General features: G+C 70.5%; 8 protein-coding genes. 2 read left to right on the top strand and 6 right to left on the bottom strand.

From position 1 onward, the window contains the following. Nucleotides 1-292: 292 nt before the first annotated feature. A complete protein-coding gene (locus BGM09_RS13220; RefSeq protein ID WP_188281739.1) occupies nucleotides 293-1075 on the bottom strand; it encodes an HNH endonuclease family protein in 783 nt (260 codons plus the stop codon). 248 nt (nucleotides 1076-1323) lie between these two features. Between BGM09_RS13220 and BGM09_RS13215 the strand changes: the two genes are divergently transcribed. Then, nucleotides 1324-1959 (top strand): hypothetical protein, encoded by a 636-nt coding sequence (locus BGM09_RS13215; RefSeq protein ID WP_188281738.1) that lies wholly within the window; start codon nucleotides 1324-1326, stop codon nucleotides 1957-1959. A gap of 65 nt (nucleotides 1960-2024) precedes the next feature. Here BGM09_RS13215 and BGM09_RS13210 read toward each other — a convergent pair whose 3' ends face one another. After that, the gene (locus BGM09_RS13210; RefSeq protein WP_188281737.1) at nucleotides 2025-12935 is read right to left on the bottom strand and encodes a LamG-like jellyroll fold domain-containing protein; all 10911 of its coding nucleotides are present in this window, start codon (nucleotides 12933-12935) and stop codon (nucleotides 2025-2027) included. Nucleotides 12936-13214: 279 nt separating this feature from the next. Continuing rightward, entirely contained in the window at nucleotides 13215-13787 is a 573-nt protein-coding gene (locus BGM09_RS13205) for a hypothetical protein (RefSeq protein WP_188281736.1), read from the bottom strand. 260 nt (nucleotides 13788-14047) lie between these two features. Between BGM09_RS13205 and BGM09_RS13200 the strand changes: the two genes are divergently transcribed. Continuing rightward, the gene (locus BGM09_RS13200) at nucleotides 14048-15682 is read left to right on the top strand and encodes a DUF2079 domain-containing protein (RefSeq protein ID WP_188281735.1); all 1635 of its coding nucleotides are present in this window, start codon (nucleotides 14048-14050) and stop codon (nucleotides 15680-15682) included. Between the two features lie 52 nt (nucleotides 15683-15734). Here BGM09_RS13200 and BGM09_RS13195 read toward each other — a convergent pair whose 3' ends face one another. From BGM09_RS13195 to mfd, 3 genes are all read right to left on the bottom strand, one after another. Next, nucleotides 15735-16646, bottom strand: coding sequence for a TolB family protein (locus BGM09_RS13195; RefSeq protein ID WP_223186780.1), 912 nt, complete (start codon nucleotides 16644-16646; stop codon nucleotides 15735-15737). A gap of 70 nt (nucleotides 16647-16716) precedes the next feature. Next, nucleotides 16717-17817, bottom strand: coding sequence for a glycoside hydrolase family 19 protein (locus BGM09_RS13190; protein ID WP_188281734.1), 1101 nt, complete (start codon nucleotides 17815-17817; stop codon nucleotides 16717-16719). Between the two features lie 121 nt (nucleotides 17818-17938). After that, nucleotides 17939-21290 (bottom strand): transcription-repair coupling factor (mfd, locus tag BGM09_RS13185; protein WP_188281733.1); only part of this gene is annotated, 3352 nt, incomplete at its 5' end.

The following is a 21290-nucleotide window of genomic DNA, read 5'->3' as shown; positions in this document are numbered from 1 at the left end:
GTCGGCGGAGCGGTCGGCGGCCTGGCCGGCCGCCGCCGACCCGCCCGTCCCGCCGCCGGACGTGGCGCCCACGGCGAGCGCGCCGCCGCCCCCGACGACGATCACCGCGGCGACTGTCGCGATGACGCGGTACCGCATCGGTCTGGGCAGGCGACGGCTGTTCGACACGGGGTCCTCTGAGGGCTCGGGCGGCGCGATCCACCGGAGGCGATCGGAGTGATCGCGGTGCGCGCGGCCAGCAAAGTATGGCGGGGCCGCGCGCCGTTGACAATCACACCGCGGCCCCCCGGCGTCACCCTCCGCACTGCGTGAGCATCGTGTCCTTGTCCGCGCTGGTCACCGGCAGTTGGTACTTGATCGAGACCTGCGCGACCCGGACCGCGTACGAGCATCTGATCTGCTTGTTCGGCGGCAGCCAGGACGCCGGTCCCGAGTCGCTCTTCGAGCCGTTGGACGGGCCGTCGACCGGGATGAGGTTGAGCGGGTCGTTGGCGATCGACTCCCGCTTGTCCTTGCTCCAGTGCGCCGCGCCCATCTGCCAGTCGTACGACAGCGGCATCACGTGGTCGATCTGGATCGTGGTGGCCTTGGTCTTCGTCCACTTGATGACCCGGCCGGTGTACGGGTCGTTGAGCGTCATCGTCGCGATCACGCACTTGGACGTGCCCTTGTAGTGGACGTCGTCGCCGTCCCGCTTGAGCAGGTCGTTACGGGTGTCGCAGCCGTTGTGCGCGAAGGGCACGGAGGGCGCGGAGTCCATCCACGCGGCGCCGAACTGCGCCCGCGAGTAACCCGTCTTGGGGCCGCGGCCCTTGGTCTTCACCTTGGCGATCAGGTCGCGCGCCTTCTTCTTGTCGGCGTCCGAGGTGATCGCGGCCAGACCGGCCTTCGTCCCGTCCGGGTTGTCCAGCGGGCTCACCGCCCGCCCGTCGCCGGCCGCGGGGCCCGCCGCTCCCGACGGCTTCGCGCTGCCCGTCGGGTCCGCGCCGAGCGCCGTGTCCTTGCACCCCGCCACGCCGATCACCGCGAGCAGGGTCGCGGCGCAGGCGAGGCGCCGGGATATCCGTCTGTCCATGTACGCACCTCGGAGGTCGTCGTCCGGGGACGCACCGGCACCGCCCCCCTGTCCCTACATCATCACGCCTGCCCCGCCGCGCCCCACTTACGTCGTCCTCATCTCCCCATGCCGCCCGCCGAATTGACTGACCGCCAGCGTTGCGGTCGCGGCGCCACCCGGTAGACGTCGCAAGGGCCGCCACGTCCGGTAGGTGCGGTCCTCTCAGGAAGACAGCTCCAAGGCCGCTCACATGAGAGAATGATTGCGTGATTGATCCTAAGAAAATTGATCTTCCCGACTTCCTCGTCACCTGGTACGGCGCTCCCACCACAAGCGCGACGCCACTTCCCGACTCCTGTGATTGGCTTCCTGATCCGCTAAAGGAATGGCATACGCTGACTTCGCGGTGGGAGAAGCGAATCACGTTCACAACGACGATGATTCCGCCCGAGAGAATCAAAATCGCCGAGGACGGCAAAGCCATCTTCATGGTGGACGCTACGGGCGACTGGCGCTGGTGCATCGACCCCGATGACCCGGACGGTGTTTTCGATGCCGAGCGATATGAGCCCTGGGACAGGAACCCGGAGCAGCTTACCGAATTCCTCGTACACAATACCGTCAGGGAAGTCGTCTACGGCGCCGCCGTCAGACTCAGGGCACTTGCTGTCCCTGAAGAGACACTCACAGAAATCCTCGCCCCCATGGAACACGTCGCGTTCGGCGCTTGGGAGTGGCCGGCGCCGGGTTACCGAATCCACATGGGGGGCGCCGTGCTCGCGGAGACAGTCAAGGCCGAGTCCGGCCCAGGCTGGGATGTGGAAGTGGTCACATCAGAATTCCACCGAGTCGCCCACCTCGAAAGAATGACTGAAGTGCACTGGCGAAGGCAGGCGGCATAGCAGAGGTTTGCACAAAAATGAGGCAGAGTCACAGAACGTGGTCCCTGCCTCATTTTATTCAATTATCAGTTCGCGTTACCGACGTAGGGTCTCGATCGGAATATAGTTCCGTCCAGCTTCTTGAATACAACCGTCAGGGAAGCACCTGACGGCAACATGTCCTCCAGGGTTCCAGCACATGCTCCGCAAACTTCTCGCACAGCATCCGGGTCCCGGAAGTGGATATAAAGAGTTGAATTCCGCATCCCGGGATTCTGGCGCATGAGCGCCGCAGCCTGGGCCTCCAGGTGATGCTTGAACCCCGGCCTGGTTCCAGGTGCGGCCTTTCCTTCAACGCTTGGGTGGATGTTCCTGCTCCCCGAGGAAAGGGGGTCGGAGAACCACCCGTCCTCATCCGAACGCAGAGCGCCAGTGGCACCCCCGGGGCGGTCAAAGTGGTCGCCCGCCCGCTTCGCGGCAGCAAGCCCGGCCTCGTCGCAGTTGTGGACCAGGACCGGGGTCGAACCGGCCTCCACGTAATACGTGTGGAGGTCACCGATGGTCAGGTCGTACGTGGTGGTGCGGGCGTGGAAGAGGCGGACGGCGGTGATCCGGGCGGTGCCGGTGGGGGTTTGGAGGAGGTCGCCCTGGTGGAGGTCCTCGGCCTCGACGAAGGCGGACCGGGTCTCGTCGTAGAAGGGGTGGTGGAAGGTGGTGGTGAGGTGGCCGTTCGCGGGCGCCGAGGCGGCCGGGGAGACCGCCGCCACCGGGGCCGTGTCCGGGTGGGAGCCGGCCGCGTGGTGGGTCGCGCCCAGGGCGCCCAGCACCGCCGCGGAGGCCGCGAGGCCCAGGGCCGCGCGCCGCAGAGTCTTCTTGGCGGCCGTCTTCACCGGCGACTTGGCCGTCACGGTGAGGTCCACGAAATCGTGGTCCGTCGTCGTCACGATCACGGCCGTGACCTGGTGGCTCTGCGTGCCGGAGGCACCCGGCACCGAGTTGACGACAAAGTCGCCCACCGTGATCCGGGAGATGGCCTTGGTGCCGCCGCCCGCCATGAGGACGCGGGAGCCGGCCGTGAAGCTGTGGCAGGTCCCGCTGTCGGTGGCCGACTTGGCGGCGCCCGACTCGCCCTCGCGCGCCGCGGTCTGGGTGGCGTCGCCCGCCGCCGCCTCCTCGGCCTCGGTGGCGCCCTTGCCGAAGAGCCCGCCGACGGCCTCCATCGCCTTGGGGGCGAACTTGCTGAGCACCTTGCCGCCCAGCGACCCGAGCGCCCCGCCGATCGCGCCCGCGACGGCGCCTGTCACCGCGGAGGTCGCGAAGGCGCCCGCGCTGCACGCCGCGCCGCCCGCCTCGGCGCACTTGAAGCCCTGTTCGACCAGTGACCCGGCCGCTCCCGCGACCGCCGCGCAGCCGATGGAGCCGACGCCCGCCGTGACCGCCTCGCAGCCCATGAAGACGGCGGTGGAGACCACGAAGGACGTGATGGCCGCCGCATGGTGCTTGGCGTAGGTGGCCGCGGTTTTCACGGCCTTGACGGTGGCGTGATACGCGGTTCTGGATGCCTTCGCCACCGCCTTGGCGGTCTTCTTCACCGCGTGGACCACGCGTTTCGCGACCTTCTTGACCGCGTGGTACGCCGAGTGGACGGCGTGCACGGCGGCGTGGACGACGCGTTTCACCTTGCGCGCCGCGTAGTGGTAGACGCGGCGGGTGTAGCGGACGGTGGCGCGGTAGACGTCCCGCACGTGGTGGACGACCTTCTTCACCACGCGCTTGGCGGCGTGCACGACCTTGTGCACGATCGGCGGCGTGTAGTGGTAATAGGCGTACGAGGCGTAGAAGTTGAAGGAGCTCCAACTGCTGGAGGCGTACGAGGTGGCCGCGTGGTACGTGCTGCTCACCGCGTGGCTCACGGCGTGGCTGGCCGCGTGCCAGACGCTGCCCAGGCCCCAGTTGCCCGAGGGGTCGGTGCCGTCGAGCGGATTGTCGCCGACGTACGCGAAGGGGTTGGCCGCGGCCTCGTTCGGCACCGGGTCGACGGACGCGGAGTCCTTGTTCATGAAGGTGCCGGTCGTCGGGTTGTACCAGCGCGACGCGGTGCCGACCTTGCCGGTGTCCGCCTCCGTCCAGCCGGACTGGAAGCCGAGGTGGCCGATGAGCCCGTTGTCGGCGGTGACCTTGCCCATCGGGTCGTACGTCGTGGAACCGGCCAGGGCGGTCGCCCCCGGCGCGAAGTTCCCGATGACGTCGTCGTGGCTGTCGGTCAGGGCCAGTTGGCCGGTGCCCGGCGCGGTGCCGCCGTTCACGCCGATCAGCGAGCCGCCGGGATCGTACGTATAGCTGTAGTTGCCGTCCGCGGCGATGGTGTTGTCCGCGCCCGAGTACTGGAAGGCGCGCGAGGACTGGTCGGCCGAGTTGGCGTCGGTGATGTTCCGGCCCGACGCGTCGAGCGTGTACGCGTGCGTGCCCGCGGTGATCTGGTTGTTGTACGCGTCGGTGGAGTAGGCCACTTGGCCGTCGGCGGTGGAGGTGTCCGAGGTCATGGCGCCGCGCGCGGAGTACGCGTAGCTGTGGACGCCGTCCGAGGTGAGCTGGTCGCGGGCGTCGTAGGTGTAGACGTCGGCGCCGACCCGGGTGCGGTTGCCGGAGTCGTCGTAGGAGTAGTTCGTGGTGGCCGTGCCGTTGTTCCACGAGCTGAGGCGGTCGGCCTGGTCGTAGGTGTAGACGTTGTTCGAGGCGCCCGCGACTCCTGCGGTGTTCTTCGACGTCAGGTTGCCGTTCCTGTCGTAGCCGTAGGTGATGGCCGACAGCGTGCCGGCGCCCTGCTTCAGGGTGTCGCCGGTGAGGTCGTGCGCGGTGTCGTACGTGAAGGTGCGGGTCTGGCCGCCGGCCCCGTAGGCGACCGACGCGGTCTGGTCCAGCGTGTTGTAGCCGTAGGTGAGCGTGGTGCCGGAGGCCGCGTCGTTGAGCGTGGAGAGCCGGCCCGCGGTGTCGTAGCCGTAGGAGGTGGTGCCGGCCGCGTCCGAGCGGGTCAGCGGTGAACCGTCGTCGTTGTAGGTGAAGCTGGACGAGCCGCCCGAGCCGCCCGCCGACGTCAGGTCGCCGCGGTCGTCGTAGCCGAACGTCTCGTGGGTGGCGGCCTGGTGGTCCTTGGCGCCGGTGGTGCCCGCTTCCGCGGTGTCGGCGGCGGTCACCTGGTTGTCGTGGTCGTAGGTGAAGCTGCGGGTCGCGGTGGCGGCGTCGGCGCCCTGTCCCGAGGCAGTCTTCAGATTGCCGAGCCGGTCGTACGTCATCGTGTGGGTGACGCCGCCGGGCAGCGTGCTGGAGACCAACTGCCCGTCGAGGTCGTAGACGTTGGTGGTCGTGGAGTCGGCCGCCGAGGAGTACTGGGCGGTGGCCGGCTGCTTCACCGTCTCCTGCTGGCCCCACGGGGTGTACGCGTACAGCCAGGAGTTGTTCCGGCCGTCGGTGAAGCGGGTCCTGTCGCCCGCCGCGTCGTACCCGAAGGACGTGGTGATCGAGGTGGTCGCGGTGACCGGCTGGATCTCCTGGGTGACGGTGCCCGCCGCGTCGTACGTGAAGTGGCTGGTATCGCCGTTCGCGTCGGTGGAGGCGGTCAGATTGCCGACGCCGTCGTAGACCTGGTGGGTCTGCCTGAGCCGCGTGTCGGCGGCGTCGTACTGGGTGTTCAGGGTCGCGTTGCCCGCGACGTCGTAGTCGGTCTCGCTCCAGGTGTTGTCCGGCTGGATCGTCTTCTGCCGGTTCCCCATGAAGTCGTACGTGTACTTCGTGGTGTTGCCCGCGCCGTCGGTGACCGAGGTGACCTCGCTGGCCCGGTCGTACCCGTAGGTGGTGGTGACCCCGGCGGGTGTCGTGGTCGACGCCAGATTCGCGCCGTACGGATTCCCGGTGGTCACCGCGTACGAATTGGTGGTGGTCAGCACCCGGTTGGAGGGGAAGCGCTCCAGCGTGCTCGCGGTGACCTGCCGGCCGAGGTAGTCCCAGGTGGCCTGGGTCACGGCGCCCGTGCCGTCCGTCACCGACAGTTGGTCGCCGTTGGTGTCGTACGTGGTGTGCAGTGTGGTGCCGTCCGGCTCGGTGACCTGCGCGAGGTCGCCGAGCTGGTCGTACAGGAAACCGGTGGTCTTCCCGCCCGGCGTGGTCGAGGAGATCTGGTTGCCGTCGGAGTCGTACGTCCAGGTCGACGTGGCCGCCAGCGGGGCGGACGCGCCCGCCGGGGTGTACGGCGGCAGGGTCTCGGAGACCTTGTTCCCGTTGGCGTCGTAGACCGTGGTGGTCTGGTTGCCGGTCGGATCGACCTCTTCGACAGCCTCGCCGAAGGTGTCGAATCCGCTGGTGGTGACCGGCCGTTGGGTGACCGGCTGGCCGCCGCCGGTCTCGACCTGGACGGCGGGGGCGGTGGTGACCGCCTGATTCCCCGCCTCGTCGTAGGAGTAGTCGGTGGTGACGTTGTTCGCGTCGGTCATCGACTTCGGCAGGCCGCGCTTGTCGTACGCGTAACGGGTGGTCTGCTCGGTGGAGGAACCGACGGTGCCGCCGGTACGGCCGTTGCCGTACAGCGTGTTGACCTCGGTGCCGGTCAGCGCGCGCGGGTAGACCTGCACGTTCGAGACCGAGCCGGGCAGGAAGTCGGTCGGCGCGCCGTTGTACTTGCCCGCGCCGATGGTCAGCGGGCCGTTCGCGGACCACGGCGCGGTGTTGGTGCCGCTGCCGGACAGCGCGCCGTTGACGTAGATCTGGCTGGCGCCGTTGGCGACGTTGTACACGCCGACCACGTGCGTCCAGGTGTTGGTCTTGGGCACGGCGGTGGAGTACGCGGACGGGAAGGCCGGCGCGGCCGTGTCGGCGCTGGTCTGCTCCATGCTCCACAGCGGCGCGCTGGTGTGCGCGTAGTTGTACTGGAGGTAGAAGGCGCTGGCCGTGGTGCCGCCCTGGGCGACGATCGTCGCGTTGTGGGTCGGCAGCGACGCCAGGTCGACCCAGGCGGAGACCGTGTAGGACCCGGCGGTGTTGAGCACCGGGCCGTTGGTGGCGATCTGCTGGCCCGAGGCGCCCGCGAAGGTCGCCGCGTCGCCGCCCCAGGTGACGCCCGAGGCGGCGCCGGTGGAGCCGCTGCCCGAGGTGTCGGTGACGGTGCTGCCGGTGGTCTGGTCGAGCTTCCACCAGGCGGAGGGGTGTCCCGAGGCGTCGCCGTGCAGCGTCTCGCTCAGGGTGTCGCCCGCCGCGTCGTAGGTGGAGGAGGTGGTGCGGTCGAAGCCCGAGGAGTCGTGCTCGTTCTGGGTGGCGACCTGGTCGTCCGGGGTGAAGGACACGCTGGTCACCCGGTCGACGCCGGTCGGGTCCACGGTGGTGCTCGTGGTCCTGGAGGCCGCGTCCACCGTGAAGTCGACGACCGTCTGCCCGTTGTCGGTGGTCTGCGACACCTGGTTCCCGGCCGCGTCGTACGCGGTGGTCTGGAGCACCGTCGAGGCCGCGCCGTCGGCGCTCTTCTTGCTCGCGGTGACCGCCAGGCCGTTGTCGGTGTACGTGTACGACGTCGTGGCGCCCATCGAGTCGGTCACCGACGCCAGCCGGCCCGCCGGGTCGTACGCCCGTGAGGACTCCGTCAGCGTGGTGGCGGCCCGCGGGCTGACCGGGTCGCCGGTGTACTGGAGCGTCTGGGTCAGCAGGTGCCCGTTGTCGTCGTACGTGTAGTCGGTGGTCGTGCCCGACTTGGACACTTCCCGCGTCTTGTTGCCCGACGTGTCGTACGTGTACGTCGTCGTCCCGCCGTTGGCGCCGCCCGCGTTGGCGTTGGCGTCGGTCTGGGTGAGGACGTGGTCGTACGCGTCGTAGGTCTGGGTCTCGGTCCGGGGCGCGTCGCCGCCGCCGAGGTCCTTGACCGTCTGCGAGGTGATGTCGCCGTCGGCGTCGAAGACCGTGGTGGTGGCCGCCGCGTGGGTGGCGCCGGTGACCCGGTCGGTGAGTCGCGGGTCGTCCTCCTCGGTGATCTGCCCGGCCTTGTCGTACGTGTAGGACGTGGTCAGACCGGCGGGGTAGGTGTCGGAGACGGCCTTCTTGGTGAGCACCTGCCCGAGGCCGTCGTAGGTGTAGCCGGTGACCAGGCCCACCGCGTCGGTGGAGGAGGCCACGTCGCCGTTGTGGAAGTAGGACACCGAGTTGACCGCGCCGCCGGGCGAGACCGACCGCACCGGCAGGCCCTTGGGCACGTTCCCGGTGTCGGCGGCGGGATAGGCGGCGGTGCCGTCGCTGAACACGGTGGACGAGACCCGCCCGTTGGGGAAGCCCGCGACCGGCGGTCCGGTCACCGCGGTCTCGTCGCCGGACGCGTCGTAGGTGTACGAGGTCAGGTACGTGGGGTCGGCCGCCGAGGAGGAGCGGCCGTCCCGCTCGGTGAGCAGGACGTCGTTGCGCGGGTCGGCGGTGGTGAGCTGCTGCGTCGTGTCGTCGGGGAAGTACGTGTAGTACTCGGTGGAGCAGACCTTGGCCGCCTGGTTCTGGCAGGTGGCCGAGGAGACGACGTTGCCGCGGACGTCGTGGCCGGTGACGGTCGTCGCGCCGTTGGGGTCGGTGACCGTGTGCTCGTAGCCGCCGGTGTCGTAGCCGAAACTGGTCCTGTTGCCGAGGCCGTCGGTCTCGGTGAGCTGGCGTTCGTTGTTGACGACGTCGTAGGTGTACGTCGTCACCTTGTTCGCCGGGGAGGTGACCTTGACGGTCTCCACGGGCAGCAGGCCGGTGGAGTTCCGGCCCGCCTGGAAGTGGCTCTCGGCGTCCTGCGCGGTCAGCGCGGTGCGGTAGGTGGCGACGTCGGCGAGCGTGCCGTTGAAGTACGCGACGGTGCCGTTGGTCAGGCCGCTCCAGCCGGAGCCGGTGGTGCCCGCGCCGATGTAGGCGGTGGTCCTGGCGCTGTTGGACAGCGCGGCCGTGGCCGTCTTGGTCGCGGCCTGCGCGCCGTCGAGGTACAGGGTCTGGCTGGTGGCTCCGGCGCTGAGCAGCACATGGTGCCACTTGCCGTCGGTGACCGTGCCCGTGGTGCCCATCTGCACCGAGCCGGACGTGGTGTAGAAGCCGCCGTAGAGCTTGCCGTCGCTGCCGACCCACAGTTGCGGTGTCGTGGAGGAGACGGTCGAACCGATCGCGCCGCTCTGCGTGTTGAGCAGGATCGCGCCGCCGTGGGTGGTGCTGAACCACAGTTCGGCCGAGGCAGCGGTGTCCCCGGTCACGGTGTCGGGCACCTTCACCCAGGAACTGGTCCCGTTGAACGTGGCGGCCTTCTGGTCGCTGAACGGCCCGGTCGCGCCGAGCGTCACCGCGTTGTACGTGCCGGTCCCGCCGCGCGTCTCGTCCAGCGCCGTGGTGGCGCCCGCGGGTTCGCCCAGCCGGAAGTACGTGGCGGGCGCGCCGCCGAGCACCGCGCCGCGGTAGGTCTGGCTGGAGCCGGTGACGGTCGGCGCGCCGAGCTTCCAGACGCCGCCGTTCTCGTCGGTGAGCTGGGTCAGCGCCGTGGTCGCCGGGTCGTACGTCATGGCGTGGTACGTCTTGGCGGACGGCCGGGTGACCGTGCTCAGCAGGCTCGCGGCGTGGGTGCCGTAGGTGCGCAGCGCGCTCGCGTCGGCGGCGACCAGCGGGCGGTCGTACCAGGCGGCGTCGGCGATCGCGCCGTTGAAGTACGTGGCGTAGCCGGTCTTGTCGGTGGTGCTGGAGTGCGGCTGGTCGGGCCAGGCGCCGCCGAGGAAGCCCGCGCCCAGGGTGTTGTACGGCTGGTTCTTGCCGAAGGCGACGCCGGGCTGGATGGAGACCGAGCCGGACACCGAGCCGACCTTGGCGCCGTCCAGGAAGAGCGTCTGGCTGTTGCCCGCGGCCGACAGCACCATGTGGTGCCACTTGCCGTCGGCGACCGAGGCGGTGGTGCTGATCGGCGCGACGCCGCCGCTGTACCAGAATTCGGCCTTCAGCTTGCCGTCGGTGCCCACGTAGGCGGCCGGGGTGTAGCCGCCGGGCGAGTCGCCCGCGGTGACCGGCTGCGAGGCGTAGGAGTAGAGCACGCCGGGCCCCGCGGAGGTCTTGAACCACAGCGACAGGGCGCCGGAGTCGGTGTTGTTGCCCATGTCGAACGGGAGGGTGGCGTACGAGCTGGTGCCGTTGAACCCGATGGCGGTGGCGGCCGATCCGGTGAGCGGGCCCGCCTGGCCGTAGGTGACGCCGCTGTACGCGAGGTTTTTGGCGCCCTGGTTGGCGAGGACCGCGTCCTTGCCGACGGTGCCCGACGCCTCGGACATCGGCCACACCGTCCTCGGGTCGAGGTCGAGCGCGGCGTTCTGGTACTGCGATCCCGCAGTGTAGCCGTACGCGGTGCACTGCGTGCCGGAGATCGGCGAACAGACCTTCGTGAGCTGGTCGTTGGTGTAGCCGTACGTCCAGGTCTGCGCGGAGTTCGGGTCGGCGGCGGTGACCGGGTCGGTGACGACGGCGGCGACGTGCGCGGCGCTCGCGCCGGTGGGCGTCTGCCAGGTCAGGTGCAGGGCGCGGGCGGAGGTCACCGAGGTCATGGTGGTGACGTGGCCGCCGGTCCAGGTGAAGGTGACGGCGCGGCCGTTGGCGTCGGTGACCGAGGCGATGCCGTACGCGCCGGCGCCCAGCGACTGGGTGAAGGCGTAGACGGTGGCGTTCTTGTCGGTCAGCGTGTAGCCGCCGGTGACGGCCTTGAAGGTGGCGAAGCGGCCCGCGGGCGGCGAGTAACTGCCGTCGCCGTTCTTGCCGAAGCCGACCTGGGAGCCGTCCGGATAGGTGACGACGTCGGAGACGACGGCGCCCGCCGGGTTGTACTGCTCGGTTGCGCGGGCGTCGAAGATGCTCGACCAGCCCGCGCCGAACGCCCCGGTCCAGCGCGGGTCACGGGAGTTGTAGTCGCGGTCGACGTCGAGGCTCGGGCCGACGGTGGAGACGGTCGCGTCGGTGTCGGAGGTGGTGTAGTTGCCGATCGACGGGTCGTAGCCGTGGTCGCTGCTGTTCTGGGACAGCCCCGAGGTGATCAGCGGCTGCGGGACCTGGATCGCCATCTGGTACCAGGTGGCGCCGGAGTACAGCCCCGCGTCCTGCGACTGCACCGTCCAGGAGTAGCTCTGGCCCCAGGTGAGCTTGCCCGCCGGGACCGTCCAGGAGCCGGTGGTGAGCAGCCCGGAGTCGACGACCTTGGTGTTGGTGTTGTCGTAGATCTGGAAGTCGTACTTGGTCGTGGTGTTCGCCTGCGAGTTGGCGCCGCCGGACCAGGCGGTCAGTTGGGGGGTGGTGGTGTACTCCACCTCGTTGTCGTTGGGGTACTGCTGGTAGACCTGCGGCGGGGTGGTGCCGGTGTAGGTGACGTCGATGTACGGGCCCTTGCCCGCGTCGGCGAAGGAGCCGAACTGCTTCCAGTGCAGGGCGTCGGTGGTGGCCGCGTAGACCGCGAGGCCGTAGTCGGGGGTGGTGCCGTTCATCCAGCCCTGGATGGAGGCGGTGGTGAGCGGCACCTCCACCGCGTTGCCCTTGGCGGGGTCGGCGGCGGTGTTGGCGCAGGCGACGGGCACGCTGGGCGTCAGGTTGCCGATGGACGCGCCGTGCGAGGGGCCGGGGTAGGTGGTGACGCCGGTCGGGGTCCACGGCGCGGTGATCAGCGCGACGTCGAAGCGTTCGGCGGTACAGGTGGAGGCCCAGGTCTCGAACAGGTGCAGCGACGCGGCGGTCACGGTGACCTTGGAGCCGTCCCAGCCGCCGTACCAGTGGTTGACGAAGGTGTTGGCGGAGTGGGTACCGGAGTCGTACGAGCCGATCTTGACGGTCTGCTCGAAGGAGTGGTCGCCCGCGGGGTTGCCGGACTCGGCGTAGGTGGTGGTCCAGCCGTCGACGATGCTCGGGTCGACGGTGACGGGGAAGACCCGCGCGGGGTCGTGCAGCCACGCCGGGTCGAGGGTGACCTTCAGGGCGGTGCCGCCGTGGTCGGCGACCAGCCGGTAGTCGACCGCGTAGGTCGTCGTCGGCTCGCCGGAGCGGCGGTCGACCTTGGAGTCGTAGGCGTAGGCGCGCGGTATCCGGGCGGTCACCTCGCCCGCGGCGTCGCGCAGTTCGACCGAGCCGTCCTTGGCCTGGACGGGGGTCAGGCCCTGGAGCTTCAGCGGGAAGAGCCAGGAGTTGGCGGCGCTCGCCGCGTGCAGGACGACGGCTTCCTTGACGCCGGTCGCGGACGGGGCGACCACCAGGTCGGTGCGCGGCAGGGCGTCCGGGTAGGTGACCTCGTCGCCCGACACGGCGGCGGTGACGTCGGCCGCGCCGGACAGGCCGTACGCGACGGAGTGCGCGGCGTCGGTGCGCAAGGCGGCGAGGTCGGGCGCGGAGGAGCGCGGCGCGAAGTCGACGCCGAGGGAGTTGGCGGCCTCGTGCAGGCGGCCGTCGGCCCGGCGGTGCACGCTGGTGTCGATCGGCTGCCAGGCGCCGTGCGCGTCCCGGTAGTTGACCGGCGTCTGGGACACGCGGCGGGTGTGGGTGCCGTCCGCGTTGTCGAACACCGTGACGGTGCCGGTCGACGTCGACGCGTTCCGCTTGCTGGTGCGGGCGGAATATCCGCCGACGACACCGCTGCGGCCGGACTTCGACGCCTTGCGGAACGGGTGGTAGGCGTCGAGTTCGCCGGGCGCCTTGCCGGGCTTGTGGCCCGCGCCGACGTGCGCGCGGGTGGAGTCCGCGGTCGCCCGGTGGCTGTGACCGGCCGCGGTGCCGCTCTCCTGCCGCGGCACGCGCCCCCAGTGCGGGTGCTTCAGCCACGCCGTGAGCGAGGCGAGGCTGGGCATCGACAGCGCGGGCAGCGTCGCCCCGTCCGCCGCCGCCTGCTCCGTGGTCAGCACCAGCGCCAGCGCGATCAGCGACAGCATCGCGGTGGCGCGCAGCCACCGGCGACGGAGGGTTGTTCTCCGGGACGAACGACGGGCGAAGGATGCGCGCACGGCACAGGCTCCTGACAGGATCGGCACAGAAAACTCGCCGATCGTGACCGTTTTCCTCACCTGCGGATAGATCGCGGGAACGATCCGGGGACACTTTTTGCCTGTACATGATCAAGCGCGGCGACTTACGTCCCCTGTCCCGATTCGTTCCGGGAACGATCTTTACGATGGAGGGGTTTGGTCCGCCTTTCGCCCTGCTTTTGGGCAAGCGAGGTCAAGCCCGCGCCGGCCTCCCGGCGGGCCCCCTCAGCGACGACTCAGCAACGCCTCAGCGACGCCTCAGCGACGCAGCGCGTCGGTCACGGCGGCCTCGACCGCCTTGCGCGTGCTCGCGGCGGAGCCCCCGGGCACGGCGGTGACATTCGCGCCGGGCGCGTCAGCCGTACCGCCCGTACCGGCCGCCTTCTCCCCCCCTGCGCTCTCCCCCACGACGACGAAGCGCGTCCCGGGGAATCTCGGTCCCGCCGCCGGGACAGCGCCGTCGGGGGCCGCGCCGACCGTCAGGACGACCGTGCACGCGCGGTCGGCCAGGGTCGCCAGATACGGCCCGGCCGCCGCCGCGCTCTGCTCCCCCGCCATCGCCAGATAGCTGACCTTCGCGTGCGTCCCGGCCGAGGCGTCCCGCATCCCCGCCCACACCGGCGCCGCCGCCGGGTCCGCCAGACCGCGCTCCCCGGTGAGCAGACATGCCTGCTGCTCGGTGTACGTGCGCGCCCGGGTCGGCGGCAGGGCCCGCTCCTCGCCGGGGCCCGAGGACGTCAGGACCAGGGCGGTCACGGTGGCGGCCACCGCCACGGCCACGGCGCCCGCGAGGAGTGTCCAGAGCCGATGCGCGTTCGTCCACGTTTTCACGGCGGGCAGCATATGCGGCGCGGACCGCCGGGACAGCGGCGGCCGAGGGGTATGTTGCTCGCGGTGAAGCACCGCATAACGGCGCATACGGTACGGACACCGTGGGGCCGCGCCGGTCCGCCGGGAGCGGCGGACCCGTGGTGCCGGGACGCGAGTGGCGGAGGTGAGCGGGGATGGCGGGTTCAGGAGTGCCCCCGGCACAGCCGCGTCCCGTATCTTTTCCGGCAGACCCCGACCCAGCTTCCGCGGGAGGACCGACGATGGACAGGGCCGAGGCCGTCATACCGGCGCAGGACACCAGAGCCGCCGCGCCCGGCGGCACCACGGTCGACGACGCGCCGACGACCGGCGTCAGGCTCGGCGGCATCGGGCCGCGCGTCGACCCGTATCTGCTGGCCACGGTCTTCTTCGCGGCGTTCCTCGCGCTGTCGGTCACCCGCTACCGGCGGATGCTCACGATGTCGTGGGACCTGGGCATCTTCGAGCAGGCGGTCAGCTCCTACGCGCACTTCCACGCGCCGGTCGCCGACCTCAAGGGCCCCGGCTTCAACATCCTCGGTGACCACTTCAGTCCGATCACCGCCCTGATCGCCCCCTTCTACCGGGTGTTCCCGAGCCCGGTGACGCTGCTGGTCGCGCAGGCGCTGCTGTTCGCGCTGTCGATCGTGCCCGTGACCAGGGGCGCCGCCCATCTGCTGGGCCGCGGGCGCGGGCTGGCGGTCGGCGTGGCGTACGGGCTGTCGTGGGGGGTCCAGCGGGCGGTCGAGTTCGACTTCCACGAGATCGCCTTCGCGATGCCGCTGCTGGCGTTCTCGCTGGAGGCGGTGCTGCGCAGGAAGTGGGCGCCGGCGATGTGGTGGGCGCTGCCGCTGATCTTCGTCAAGGAGGACATGGGCGTCACAGCCGCCGCGATCGGCGCGATCGTATGGCTGCGGACCCGCCGTGACACCGAGCCCGAGACGGTCTCCGGGACCGTGTCCTTGGCTGCCGGGGACGAGGACAAGGACCTCGTCCCGGCGCCGCGGGTGGACGGGGCCGAGGCGCCGGAGGCCCCCGAGACCGACGAGAGCGGGAGGCGGGCCGTCGAGCCGCCGCGGCTCAGCGACGGCATGCGGTACGGGCCGTACGCGATGGGGCTGGTCAGCCTCGGGGTGCTCGCCTCCGCGCTCGCCTTCGCGGTGATCATCCCGGCGTTCAACAGCGCGGGCGGATACGACTACTGGAACAAGCTGAACGGCAACGGGGCGCCCATGCCGGGGCACATCCCGTTCGGCACCGCCGTGCACACCCTGCTGTGGATTCTGCTGCCGACCACCGGCCTGCTCGCGCTGCGTTCGCCGCTGCTGCTGGCCGCGCTGCCGACCATCGGCTGGCGGTTCATCTCGCACGACGACCACTACTGGGGCACCGACTGGCACTACAGCGCGGTGCTGATGCCGGTGGTGTTCCTCGCCCTCGTGGACGCGGCGGCGCTCTCCCGCAGGAGCCCGCGCCCCTGGCTGCGCTCGTACGCCTCGGGGCTGCCCGCGGCGGCGGCGGGCGCGGCGCTGGCGCTCACCCTGACGATGCCGCTGGCCTCGCTCAGCCACTCCGACACGTACAAGGTCGACGCGCACACCAAGGCCGTGGAGAAGCTGCTCGACACGGTGCCCAGCGGCTCCTCGGTGGAGGCGAACGTCGGGCCGATCAGCCGTCTCGTCCACCGGACCACGGTGTACTGGGTCGGCGACACGCAGGGCATCAGCCCGGACTACATCGTGATCGACAACTCCTCCGGCTGGGTGCCCGATCCGCTCACCTACGCCAAGCAGCTCCACCCAAACGCCGAATACCAGCAGATCGTCAACGCCGAGGGCTATGTGATCATGCACCGCACGAGCCCGCCGAACGGCTAGGGCGTGTCCGGCGGGCGGGCGCGTGGAGTCCGGCCGGGTCGGCCGGACCGGCTCACGCCGTCGGGTAGTCGACGTAGGCGAAGCGGCGGCTGTCCGGGGCCCAGCTGTTGACGTTGAGGCTGCCCTGGCCGCCGTGGAAGGCCAGGACGTCACGCGGGGCGCCGCCGTCCGGGGCCATGACGCGCAGGACGACGTCCCGGTCGGCCGGGTGCCCCTCGGTGCCGGGCGGGAAGCTGATGTAGAGGACGTGTCGTCCATCGGGTGACAGGTGCGGGAACCAGTTGACGCGCGCGTCGGAGGTGAGCCGCGTCAGCTCGGTGCCGTCCGGCCGCATCCGAAAGAGCTGGGCGTGGCCGGGGACGGTCGCGCCGTGCTCGGAGTTGAAGTGGATCCAGGCGCCGTCGGGGCTGAACTCCGGGCCGTCCGCGGGCGCCGGAGAGTCCGTCAGCCGGATGTCGGGTCCGCCGGCCGCGGGGACGGTGAAGATGTTGCGGTAGCCCCACTCGTCGCCGCCGTACGGCTCGACGCCCACGTACGCCAGCGTGCGGCCGTCGGGCGAGACGCCGTGCAGGAAGTGCCGGAAGGGGCCGGGGCCGCGGTCGTTGGTGATCCGGCGCGCGGGTCCGCCGCCGAACGGCACGGCGTGGATGTGCCCGTCGCCCGCCGAGAGGTAGACGGTGCCGCCGTCCGGCGAGAGCACATGGTCGTTGTTGGCGTCCGTGATGCCGCCCGTGTCCATGACCTCGGGAGCCGCCCCGCCGTCAGGGGCGATCCGCAGCAGCAGCCCGTCCTGGTTGAAGACCAGCCAGCGGCCGTCCGGTGACCAGTTCGGCGCCTCCAGCGCGCTGTCCGCCGTCTCGTACACCAGGCGCGGCTCGCCGCCGTCGATGTCCCCGACCAGCAGCCGCGCGCGCTGTCCCGGCGCCAGCGGCCGTACGTTCGTCCCCGCTCCGGTGATCGTCACAGCCGATCACACTAACGCGCCCCGCTCGTGGTGAGCGGGGCGCGTTACGGTGCCGAGGAGGGGAGCCGGGTCAGCAGCTCAGGTTGTTGCCCGCCGGGACTCCGAGGATCGAGACGAAGCTCTGGTAGGAGTTGATCCGGCTCTGCACCTGGGCGGGGTTGCCGCCGTTGCACTCGATGCTGCCGTTGATGCTGCGGATGGTCTCACCGAATCCGGCGCCGTTGACCATGGCGTTGTGCGGGGTCATGGTGCCGGGTCCTGTCTGGGTGTTCCAGTACCACAGGCCGGTCTTCCAGGCGACGGCCGCGTCGGTCTGCACCAGGTTGGGGTTGTGCAGCAGGTCGATGCCGAGCGCGTCGCCCGCGGCCTTGTAGTTGAAGTTCCAGCTCAACTGGATCGGCCCGCGGCCGTAGTACGCGGACTGTCCGGCCGGGCAGCCGTAGGACTGGCTCGTGTCGCAGTAGTGCGAGTAGTTCGCGGTGTTCTGCTCCACGATGTAGACGAGGCCGCCGGTCTCGTGGCTGACGTTGGCGAGGAAGGCCGCGGCCTCCTGCTTCTTCACCGTGTCGCTGCCGGTGTTCGCGAAACCGGGGTACGCGCTGAGCGCCGCGGTCAGACCGCTGTAGGTGTAGAAGGAGTTCCGGCTCGGGAACATCTGGTTGAACTGCGCCTCGGTGACGACGAATCCGCCGGGGTTGCCGGGCGGGGTGGTCGTACCGCCGCCGTTGCAGCCGAACGGGTCCCAGTACCAGGTGCTGATGGTGGGGTCGTAGCCCGGGTTGTCGTGGGAGGCCTTGTAGTAGTTGCCGTTGCTGTACTTGACGATGTCACCGGCGACGTAGTTGTGGCCCTGGACCCACGCCGGGTAGTTGCAGGTCCCGCCGGTGCCGCCCGTGGTGCCGCCGGTGCCGCTGGAGCCGCCGTCGCAGGCGCCCTGGTCGGCCCAGACTCCGGAGCCGCCGGTCGACGGCGTCTCGCCCTGGGTCCACCACTTCGCCAGCCAGTTGTGGCTGTTGTACGAAGCGGTCATCCCGCCGGTGTAGACCGCCGACGAGCTGTACGCGGTGGTGCAGCCCGCGGCGGAGGCGGTGGACGCCAGCGGTACGAGGATCGCGAGTCCTATCGCGACCGCGAGGGCGGTGAGGAAGGCTATGAGCCGTTGTCTCGACACGTGACCACTCCTTGTGGGGGTTCGAGTGGGGTCGGGACAGACTCAAGCGGAATGGTCTGGACCTGTCAAGGTCCAGACCATTGAACGTCCGCAGGGCGGTGGGAGATCGGCTGGAACAGCCCTAGTTGTCCAGCACCGTCGTCAGGAACTCCGCCGTCCACTCCAGCAACTCGCGTCCCACCACCGGCTTGCCGCCGATCCGCGCCGTCGTCGGACGCGGGACGAGGATCTGCTTCGTCGCGTGCTTGAGCACCGTGCGCGGGTAGAGCCGGTTCAGCCGCAGCTCCTGCGACTCGCGCAACTCCACAGGGCCGAAGCGGACATTGACACCCTGGAGGGTGATGTCGCCGACGCCGACCTTGCGGGCCAGCATCCGCAGCCCCGCCACCAGCAGCAGATTCTCCACCGGCTCCGGCAGCTTGCCGTAGCGGTCGGTCAGCTCCTCGCGGACCGCCGCGATGTCCTCGGCCGTGTTCGCCGCGGCGATGGCCCGGTACGCCTGGAGCCGCAGCCGCTCGCCCGGCGCGTAGTCGTGCGGGACGTGCGCGTCCACCGGCAACTCGATCTTGACGTCGAGCAGCGTCTCCTCCGGCTCGCCGCCGCTCTCCAGCGCCGAGCGGTAGTCGGCGACGGCCTCGCCCACCATCCGTACGTACAGGTCGAATCCGACGCCCGCGATGTGCCCGGACTGCTCGCCGCCGAGCAGATTGCCCGCGCCACGGATCTCCAGGTCCTTCATGGCGACGTACATGCCCGCGCCCATCTCGGTGTGCTGGGCGATGGTGGCGAGCCGCTCGTGCGCGGTCTCGGTCAGCGGCTTCTCCGGCGGGTACAGGAAATACGCGTAGCCGCGCTCGCGCGAGCGGCCGACGCGCCCGCGCAACTGGTGGAGCTGGCTGAGCCCGAAGGTGTCACCGCGCTCCACGATCAGGGTGTTGGCGTTGGCGATGTCGATGCCCGACTCCACGATCGTGGTGGACACCAGCACGTCGAACCGCTTCTCCCAGAAGTCGACCACGACCTGTTCGAGCTGCGACTCCCCCATCTGCCCGTGCGCGGTGGCGATCCGCGCCTCCGGCACGATGGCGCGCAGCCGCGCCGCCGCCCGGTCGATCGACTCCACCCGGTTGTGGATGTAGAAGACCTGGCCCTCGCGCAGCAGTTCACGCCGGATCGCGGCGCCGATCTGCCGCTCCTCGTACGGGCCGACGAAGGTCAGCACCGGGTGCCGCTCCTCCGGCGGGGTGGTGATGGTGGACATCTCGCGGATGCCGGTGACCGCCATCTCCAGGGTGCGCGGGATCGGGGTGGCGGACATGGTCAGCACGTCCACGTTGGCCCGCAGCTTCTTCAGCTGCTCCTTGTGCTCGACGCCGAAGCGCTGCTCCTCGTCGACGATGACCAGGCCCAGGTCCTTGAACTTCGTCTCGGAGGAGAAGAGCCGGTGGGTGCCGATCACCAGGTCGACCGTGCCGTCCCGCAGCCCCTCGACGGTGGCCTTGGCCTCGCTGTCGGTCTGGAACCGCGACAGCGCCCGCACATTGACCGGGAACTGCGCGTACCGCTCGGCGAAGGTGCCCATGTGCTGCTGCACCAGCAGCGTGGTCGGCACCAGCACGGCGACCTGCTTGCCGTCCTGCACGGCCTTGAAGGCCGCCCGCACGGCGATCTCGGTCTTGCCGTAACCGACGTCGCCGCAGATCAGCCGGTCCATGGGGACGGACTTCTCCATGTCCTCCTTGACCTCGGCGATGGTGGTGAGCTGGTCGGGCGTCTCCGCGTAGGGGAACGCGTCCTCCAGCTCGCGCTGCCAGGGTGTGTCGGGGCCGAAGGTGTAGCCGGGCGCGGCCATCCGCGCCGAGTACAGCTTGATCAGGTCGGCGGCGATCTCCTTGACCGCCTTCTTCGCCCGCGCCTTGGTCTTCGTCCAGTCCGCGCCGCCGAGCCGGTGCAGCGAGGGGGCCTCGCCGCCGACGTACTTGGTGACCTGTTCGAGCTGGTCGGTGGGGACGAAGAGCCGGTCGCCCGGCTGGCCGCGCTTGGCGGGCGCGTACTCGACCAGCAGGTACTCGCGGGTGGCGCCCTGCACCGTGCGCTGCACCATCTCCACATAGCGGCCGACGCCGTGCTGCTCGTGCACGATGTAGTCGCCCGCCTGGAGGCTGAGCGGGTCGATGGTCTTGCGCCGCCTGGACGGCATCCGGCCCATGTCCTTGGTGGACGAGCGCTGGCCCGACAGGTCGGTCTCGGTGAGCACCGCGAGCTTGAGCGCCGGGTCGATGAAGCCGTGCTCGATGGAGCCGGTCGCCACATGGACGACGGACGCGGCGAGAGCGGCCAGGTCGCTGTCGAGGCGGGCCGCGATGCCCTCGCCGCCCAGCACCTCCACCACGCGGGCGGCCGGACCCTGGCCCTCGGTGACGTAGACGGTGCGCCAGCCCTCGGCCAGCCAGCCCTTGGTGTCGGCGAGCGCGCGGGCGGTGTCGCCGCGGTACAGCTCCGGCGCGTGCATGCCCAGCTTGAGGGTGTCGGCGGCCAGGTCGTCGGCCTCGTCGGCGGCGAAGGGGCTCACCGACCACCAGGGGACGCCCAGCTCGCGGGCCCGGTCGCGGACGTCGGCGATCGACCACAGCGAGGCCGCGCCCAGGTCGATCGGCGCCTGCCCGGCCGCGCTGTCGGACATCGCCACCGCCGCCCAGGACGCCTCCAGGAACTCGCGGGAGGTCGCCACCAGGTCGGCGGCGCGGGTACGGACCCGCTCCGGGTCGCAGACCACGGCCATGCTGCCCGCCGGGAGCACGTCGAGCAGCAGCTCCATGTCGTCGACCAGCACCGGGGCCAGGGACTCCATGCCCTCCACCGCGATGCCCTCGGCGATCTTGTCCAGCAGTTCGTGCAGTTCGGGGTGGGCGACCGACAGCGCCGCGGCCCGCTCCCTCACCTGGTCGGTGAGGAGGAGCTCGCGGCAGGGCGGCGCCCACAGGCCGTGCTCGGCGACTTCGAGGGAGCGCTGGTCGGCGACCTTGAAGTAGCGGATCTCCTCGACGTCGTCGCCCCAGAACTCCACCCGCAGCGGGTGCTCCTCGGTCGGCGGGAAGACGTCGAGGATGCCGCCGCGCACCGCGAATTCGCCGCGCTTCTCGACCAGCTCGACGCGGGAGTACGCGGCTGCCGCCAGGCCCTCGGTGACGGTGCCCAGGTCGGCGCTCTGCCCGGTCCGCAAGGCGACGGGCTCCAGGTCGCCCAGGCCCTTGACCTGCGGTTGCAGCACGGACCTGACGGGGGCGACCACGACCTGTACGGGTCCGGTCGCCGCGTCGTCGGCCCGCGGGTGCGCCAGCCGGCGCAGGACGGCCAGGCGGCGGCCGACGGTGTCGCTGCGCGGGGACAGCCGCTCGTGCGGCAGCGTCTCCCACGCCGGGTACTCGGCGACGGCGTCCGGCGGCAGCAGGGTGCGCAGCGCGGCGGCCAGG

Origin of the sequence: Streptomyces sp. CBMA29, from assembly GCF_014596445.1 — a bacterium.
Classification (GTDB): domain Bacteria; phylum Actinomycetota; class Actinomycetes; order Streptomycetales; family Streptomycetaceae; genus Actinacidiphila.
This window is presented reverse-complemented; position numbering and strand designations above follow the sequence as displayed.